The sequence below is a fragment of the Chitinophagaceae bacterium genome (assembly GCA_030053935.1).
Taxonomy (GTDB): domain Bacteria; phylum Bacteroidota; class Bacteroidia; order Cytophagales; family JASGCU01; genus JASGCU01.
In genome coordinates this window covers 1-2,680 of the sequence record JASGCU010000152.1, presented here as the reverse complement: position 1 = coordinate 2,680, position 2,680 = coordinate 1, and the positions used below count along the sequence as shown (strand labels likewise).

General features: G+C 29.9%; 1 protein-coding gene. It reads left to right on the top strand.

Going from position 1 to position 2,680, the window contains the following annotated elements; all coding sequences use genetic code 11:
* Window positions 1–34 precede the first annotated feature (34 nt).
* Window positions 35–2,647, top strand: coding sequence for a DUF5686 and carboxypeptidase regulatory-like domain-containing protein (locus tag QM536_09790; protein MDI9357301.1), 2,613 nt, complete (start codon window positions 35–37; stop codon window positions 2,645–2,647).
* Window positions 2,648–2,680 lie beyond the last annotated feature (33 nt).

Here is a 2,680-nt window from a genome sequence, read left to right as displayed (position 1 = left end):
AAAAAAATAAATTTTAAAACATACATTATACATTATGAAAAAAACAATTTTTATACCTTTCTCTATTTGCTTTTATACACAAATACATGCTCAAATTCTGAGTGGAAAAGTAAGTGATGAAGCAGGAAATGGACTCCCTTTTGTGAATGTGTATATTTTTAATACTACTATTGGGACTACTACTAATAAGGATGGATTCTATTTTGTCCAATTTCCTCTTGGGGAGAAGAAAATAGTATTCCAATATGTAGGATACCAGCAAAAAGTTGTAATCACCAATATTGAGACGGGTAAAAAAAACCTCCATATAACTCTCTCTCCTGAAATATACGAATTAAAAGAAGTGATTGTAAATGCAAAAGAATCTCCCGCTTACCGTATAATAAGAGAGGCAATCAAAAAAAGAAAAAAACATCTTACGGAGATAAAAAACTATTCCTGTCAAGTGTATACCAAAGGGAGTGTGACTCTTATCCCTCCCGATAAACTTTTTTGGATTAAGATTTCTGATTCGGTGAAAAAAGAATTAAATGAAGGTTCTTATTTATCAGAAACAGTATCAGAGTTATTTTTTACTTATCCAGATCAATACAGAGTAAATATTATTTCTAGTAAAGTAAGTGGCTCAAAAGAATTGAGTATTAACCTTCCGCATACAGTCAATTTTTACAATAACACTGTTTGGGAAGGTTTAGAACGGGGATTTGTTTCTCCCATTTCTCAAAATGCTTTTTTATATTATGATTATGAATATATGGGGAGTTTTACTCAACAAAAAGATCTCATCCATAGAATAAAAGTAATACGAAAAGGAAAATATACTCCTACTTTTTCTGGGTATATTTCCATTGTAGATGGGGAGTGGAGTATACAAAATGTAGATTTTTTGCTCACCCAACAATCGGGAATAAAGATTCTTGATAGTGTAAAAATAAATCAAACATATACGCAATCTTCTGGTGTGTGGATTCCTATTTCTTCCAATCTCTTTCTAAAAATAACTATCGATTTATTAGGAACGGAAATAAAAGCCCGGGGGTACTTTTTAAATAACTATTCCCAATATAAAATAACACTCCATAATGGTGAAACAAACAGAGACACTTTTCAAATACCAAGTAAAACTATTCAAAAAGATACTTTTAGAGCATCTCAAGAATTACAAAGTTTGAATCAGGATTTGCAAGATACCACAAAAAAAAACATGTTTCAACTCTATAAAATTGTCAGAAAAATTAAAAAGATCCAGAAAAAACAAGAAAAATTACCACAGAGAAAAAACGAATTAGTAACCTATCAGCCCGATGCTACAGAAAAAGATTCTCTTTATTGGGTACAGATTCGCCCCATTCCATTGACTGAACAAGAAATAAAAAATTATAAGAAAAAAGATAGTATTTTTATAATAACACAAACTCCAAAATATAAGGACTCTGTAGAAAAAAAGAATAAAAAAATAACCTGGGATAAAATACTTGTTACGGGTTATAATTATTTTCATCCGCATCGTAAGTATAGTTTGAAATCTCCCCCTCTTTTTTTAATCTTTGGATATAATACGGTAGAAGGGTTTGTGGGAAATTTTGATTTTTTGTATACAAAAGAATTTGAAAATAAAAATACCATTTCCATTACGCCGACTCTTCGGTATGGATTTTCCTCAAAGCAATGGTATGGGAAAATATCGTCACAATATTTTTTTGGAAAATATAATGGCTCAAGTGTTACTCTCTCTACCGGACAGTTTGTGCAACAATTTAATGCGAAAGAACCCATAATTCCTCTCATAAATACGTTGGAAACTCTTTTGAGAGAATGTAATTTGATGAAATTGTATGAAAAGATCTTTGTAAAAACAACTTATAAAACAGAAATCATAAATGGGTTGTCTTTAGAATTATCTACCGACTGGGAACAAAGAAAATCTATTCAGAACACTTCTTCTATATCGTTTATAGATTATAAAAATAGAGCTTTCACCTCTAATACTCCTTATTATATTGATACATCTGCTTATAAAAATATGCCGATTCATAATGCTCTTTTTTCTTCTCTTACCATCTCCTACAAGCCCGCCAATAAATATATCATTCGTAATGGAAAAAAAGAAAATAGTGGAAGTAGATACCCACTTGTAAGCTTTACTTATAAAAAGGGAATTAAAAATATATTTTCCTCAGCTGTAGATTTTGATTTTATTTCTTTTTCCTTTCTCCAAAATGTGAATTACAAATTAGGTGGAAAGGGTAAAGTATATGTAGAATATGGTGAGTTTCTCAATAGGAATCTTTTGTTTTTTCCTGACCTTTTCCATTTTAATGGAAATAGATCGCTTTTTAGTAGTTTTTTAGTTCAAAACTACCAATTATTAGATTATTATACTTACAGCACGGATACATATTATTTTCAAATGCACTATGAACATCATTTTAATGGATTTATTACCAATATTATCCCTCTTGTGAAGAAAACAAATGTGCAGCTTACGACTAGTGTCCATTATTTATACACCCCACTTTTAAAAAACTATATGGAATTTGGGATAGGTTTAGAACAGATATTTACCTTTATACGTGTAGATTATTTATTTAACTACCACGAAAAAAAGATTCAGCAACATGGGGTAAGGATAGGATTGGTGTTTTAAAAATAAAAAAATGCAAATAAATAATAAATAAAA

Bases quoted from the DNA above. Each gene is read 5' to 3' on its own strand.
- QM536_09790 (MDI9357301.1), top strand. From the start codon at position 35: ATGAAAAAAACAATTTTTATACCTTTCTCTATTTGCTTTTATACACAA.